This window comes from Paenibacillus sp. 2TAF8 (genome assembly GCF_052114825.1).
Taxonomy (GTDB): domain Bacteria; phylum Bacillota; class Bacilli; order Paenibacillales; family Paenibacillaceae; genus Paenibacillus.
Genome location: NZ_JBFRFN010000045.1, coordinates 1 through 4,414 on the forward strand (window position 1 = coordinate 1; position 4,414 = coordinate 4,414).

The 4,414-nt window shown below is 33.3% G+C and carries 5 protein-coding genes and 1 pseudogene; all 6 read right to left on the minus strand.

Annotated features, from left to right (window positions below; translation table 11 throughout):
* Positions 1-395 precede the first annotated feature (395 nt).
* The gene (locus AB4Z30_RS29710; RefSeq protein ID WP_441931202.1) at positions 396-890 is read right to left on the minus strand and encodes a DinB family protein; all 495 of its coding nucleotides are present in this window, start codon (positions 888-890) and stop codon (positions 396-398) included.
* Positions 891-1,053: 163 nt separating this feature from the next.
* Positions 1,054-1,527 carry a hypothetical protein gene (locus AB4Z30_RS29715; protein ID WP_441931203.1) on the minus strand — a complete coding sequence of 158 codons (474 nt, stop codon included), beginning with the start codon at positions 1,525-1,527 and terminating at the stop codon, positions 1,054-1,056.
* Between the two features lie 128 nt (positions 1,528-1,655).
* On the minus strand, positions 1,656-2,612 hold the full coding sequence (locus tag AB4Z30_RS29720) for a hypothetical protein (protein ID WP_441931204.1): 957 nt from the start codon (positions 2,610-2,612) through the stop codon (positions 1,656-1,658).
* 225 nt (positions 2,613-2,837) lie between these two features.
* Positions 2,838-3,305, minus strand: coding sequence for a hypothetical protein (locus tag AB4Z30_RS29725; RefSeq protein WP_441931205.1), 468 nt, complete (start codon positions 3,303-3,305; stop codon positions 2,838-2,840).
* Between the two features lie 252 nt (positions 3,306-3,557).
* A complete protein-coding gene (locus tag AB4Z30_RS29730) occupies positions 3,558-4,040 on the minus strand; it encodes a GNAT family N-acetyltransferase (protein WP_441931206.1) in 483 nt (160 codons plus the stop codon).
* Between the two features lie 150 nt (positions 4,041-4,190).
* Positions 4,191-4,414 (minus strand): annotated as a pseudogene (locus AB4Z30_RS29735) (hypothetical protein); the annotation flags it as partial.

A 4,414-nucleotide genomic window follows, 5' to 3' on the forward strand; every position in this document is an offset into this window, starting at 1 on the left:
ATAGGAACCATTCGACCTTTCACTCTTGTTCTCTTGTTATATTCTTATATACTTTTCTAGGCTCTATTTTCATATTTGTAGACAATTTATCAAATTTAAACTTTTCATCTTTCTTTGAGTGGATCTCCATAGTTCACCTCTGATTCTTACAATCTTTATAAATCAGCGCAATATTTCGCCTAACGTTCCTGTATTCACGAACCCTCACTGGCTTAAGCGCGAATGCGCGGGTCGTCAGACTTAGCCAGTGCAGGGTTGTCCGGCTGCTCCCGCTTCCCCGAAATACCTCGGCCGGACCGAGGGCCGAATGGCCCGATGCGTGAATACGGTGTTAGGCAATGTTGCTAGCATCTTTGAATACGCTCGCAATCCTGGTTCCATCATCAACCCTTTATTTAAAATGTCTTTTTATAAATTGAGGTCGTATTATACGATGATCCTAAACATATCTTCGCTAAGTAAAGAATTTGACCAAGGTGTTCAGAATAATGACTTGCACACTGTTGTAGTATTTCATATATTGTTTTTGCTTTCCCTCGTACTTCTATCGTTCTTAATAGATCTTCATTTTGTAATTCTTTTACGCTTTCAATCAAAAGCTTGAACGATTTATCTATTCTATTTATCAATTCATCCTTTGAAACATACAATTCTCTGCTAAATTCATTATCCCTAGATCTTATATCTTCGTGTCCATGTATACCTGTTCCAATCCTTTGATATATATTCCCTTCAATATGAACAACCAAATTTACGATTGTATTACTCTCATAATTAGGTCGATAATTTAATTCATCATCACCTAATTGGTCTATTCCCTTCTTCATGGTATCTCTTATCTCTTCAAATTTACTTACTAACTGAACAAATATTAGTTCATAGATCTCCATCGTTTCACTCCTGTCTTTATGAGTATTAATAGCAATGTAGCCTAACGTTCTTGTATTCACGACCTGGCGTATGCTAGGTGTCCGGCGAATGCCGGACCAAGGACGAATGTCCGCAGCGTGAATATTGTGTTATAAGATGCTATTTTCTTTATCTAGGATACATTTATTCTTTCTCTTTTTTGTATTTTTCAATATAGTTATTAAGTATATTATTAACTATATTTAGTCTTCTATATCTAACGCTATAACGCATAAGTATCTTACCAAAGGAAATAAGTATAGTTAGACATACTACTAAAATAATTATGTATTTAATCCAATTTAATAACATAATATTTTTTTCAGGAAAATTTGAAGACATGAATTCAACAGAAGAATTAATAAAAAGTAATATTATAGAAAATACTAATGACATAAAGCCTGTTATTATAGCTACTTGCTTTAAATCTTCTAATATTCCGTTCAATTCTGATTTCAAATAAAGTAATTCTTCAATACTATACTTGTCAAAATGGTCTTCCACCTTTTTGAAGGTATTAATTGTATCATCCAAACTTAACGATTTATCTTCTTTATAAATCTTATCTATTAATTCCAAATATTTATCACTTATTACACTTTTGTTTTTAATCTTCATAAAATGTCCTCTCTATTCCTTTTTATAGCATTCAAGTAGTTTCATATAACGTTCCCGTATTCACGACTCGACGACTGTCGAGTATCCGGCGACTGCCGGATCAAGGGCGTATGCCCGCAGCGTGAATATTATGTTATATGATGTCTGATGTCTTGCTGAAACAATCTAGGATATTTGGTCAAAATCGCTTGTAAATATATGTGATCCTCTTTTCTTTTTCCGTGTAGATTTCCAAGAGACAATAATCTATATTGATATTTTTCTAAATACGCTTCTACTAATGAGTCATTGTATTGTATTAATAAATAGAACAAACTCATCTTTTCAGTTGTAGAACACATTGTTATCTTTGCCTTCAACGTTTCCTCATCCATTTTAAAATAACTTAGATATGTTCCATCATGTTCCCAAAAATCATCAAATTTAAGAATAGGTGTATCAAAAAGATAATCCCATATTTCCTTCATAGCTTTTATCTTCGTATAATCTTTATACTTCATTTGAAGTTTAGTTAATAAATAAAAATCCATGAAATCAACACAAAGGTTAAGACATTCTTTGATATATTCTTCATCAAAATCAATATACTTATTTATATCCCTGTCAGAAGCTCTTTTATAATTCTTACACTTTGCAAGATATATTTCATTAACCTTCAAGTCATTATGAACTAATAAATTCCTTGTTTCTTTCATCTCTATTAACTTATCAATAATTTCATCCGTATTTTCTTCAATACTTGTTATATCAATAAAAACCTTTAAATATTCATGGAGATTTTTATACGAAAGCTCATTTATATAACTATCAACAACAGAAGATATTAAAGATTCTGGATTCTCGATAACTTTTTCTTTTGTAGGTTTAAAACTTTTCTCTGGGATCTTCTCAGGAAATGCATTCAAAAACATTTTAATAATTTCATTCAAGGTTGTCTCAAATTTGGAAACTTGGTATGTAAATAATCCTTTTAGCAATATATCGCTAAGTCCTGAATTTAATTCCTCTTTAATTTTAACAAATTCATTTTTTGTACTATTAAGCTCAGATATAATCGTATTAACAAAAAGAAAATTTCTTTTCATCGCTGCCCCACCTTATCCATTGAATTTTTCATTTCTTATCATCAATATATCTATATTTGATCATACAATCTGTTTTAATCCTTAATAGTTGGGCTGCAAGATGTCATATAACGTTCCTGTATTCACGACTCGACGCATGTCGAGTGTCTGGCGTATGCCGGACCAAGGGCGAATGCCCGCAGCGTGAATATTATGTTATGTGATGCTCAGTCCTTCTTCGAGTTCTCATTCAAAATCATCTCTTGGCCCGTATCTTAATGTCTTTCCAGTCCAATCACTTACCTCTCTCCATTTCACTTTCTTGGAGCAAATCCAGTTTACGTTAGAGAATTTATAGGGTTCATCTGGATTCCATTCACTATCATTGGCCCAGTAAAATAAACCATCCCTATGAAAAAAAGTCGCCCCGTATATAATCGAATCGTAATTCTCTGGACTCGGATTCACACATAATTGAACCAATTCATCAAATATAAATTCAATCGCTGTTGGATCTGTGTTTTGTCTTTGAATGAATAGTCTAACTCTATGATCACGTTTTGCTGATACCGACATAGAAAGATCCTTATTAACATAATGATCTGTCCACATATAAAGCTCTTTAATACATGAATCGTGAAACCCACCAAACAATCTCATTAATTGATCAATATCGTTTTGATCATTTATTTCTTCCCATCGATTTTTTGTCATTTATTCATCTCACTTCGATGTTGTTTTAAAATGTGTTGCTGAATGTCACATAACGTTCTTGTATTCACGACGTCATACCACCTTAAGCCCAAAGGGCGGTCGCGATGCGGTTAGGTGGTGGGATGTGTCCGGTTGATTCTACTTCCCCGCTGCTGAAATCCCTCTCCGAATCGACTACTTACTCCGGCCGGACCGAGGGCGAATGCCCGATGCGAGAATATTTTGTTAGTTGAAGTGACAAGCCTCTTCAAATTACTTGCTAAAAAATGTTTGATATTTTCTTCCGTTTTCAAATTTCTCTTTATAATTTCCATTGGTATATTCATTAATAATCTTTGTCCAGAATTTCTGGGCGGGTTTATTACGTTCTAATTGATTGAGTTCCCATTCACCCTGTAGTGAATTAAAAAGCTTTATTGCTACTTCCTTCCCTATACCTTGTCTTCGATATTTTCGCATAATAAAAAAATGTGCTAGGTAATTATATTTTCGTATTTCATTTTTTACTTCTTTGATCAATACAAATCCAGCAATGGCATCATTCACCCGAACAATATAAGGTTGATTTTCTTTTTGATCTATCCAATAAGAATCAAAATCTGAAAATATATTGTATAAGCCATCTACATTGATATCGACATCCGTAAATTCAGTAAAGTCATACATATATAATTGTAAAAGGTTCTTAAAAAGATCCTTTTCGTTTTTCATTGCTTTGCTAATATTGATATTCATGGTTCTTCATCATCCCTCTTGTCATTTCATCTAACGTTTCCGTATTCACGACCCGGCCTATGCCGGGTGTCCGACGTATGTCGGACCCAGGACGAAAGTCCGCAGCGTGAATATTATGTTAGGCGATGTATTGTGACTTCTTCGATTTGCTTAAGAATCATTATCGTTTGTCTGTCTTTCTCTGATTTCAGTAATTATGCGATGGTATTTTTCAATTTCAAACTTAAATTCTAATTCATTGGCATTCATTATGCTTTTAAGGTGCTCAAATTCTTGTATTAATCCCCTAGAAAATTCAAAAATTTGAGCCCATGAAAAGATAAACTTATTTGAACTTTCGATAGTCTGATCTTTGAAAGGGGATTGCTCTGTTA

Excerpts from the sequence above, each read along its gene's own strand:
- AB4Z30_RS29710 (WP_441931202.1), bottom strand. The coding sequence starts at position 890 with ATGGAGATCTATGAACTAATATTTGTTCAGTTAGTAAGTAAATTTGAA.
- AB4Z30_RS29715 (WP_441931203.1), bottom strand. The coding sequence starts at position 1,527 with ATGAAGATTAAAAACAAAAGTGTAATAAGTGATAAATATTTGGAATTA.
- AB4Z30_RS29720 (WP_441931204.1), bottom strand. The coding sequence starts at position 2,612 with ATGAAAAGAAATTTTCTTTTTGTTAATACGATTATATCTGAGCTTAAT.
- AB4Z30_RS29725 (WP_441931205.1), bottom strand. The coding sequence starts at position 3,305 with ATGACAAAAAATCGATGGGAAGAAATAAATGATCAAAACGATATTGAT.
- AB4Z30_RS29730 (WP_441931206.1), bottom strand. The coding sequence starts at position 4,040 with ATGAATATCAATATTAGCAAAGCAATGAAAAACGAAAAGGATCTTTTT.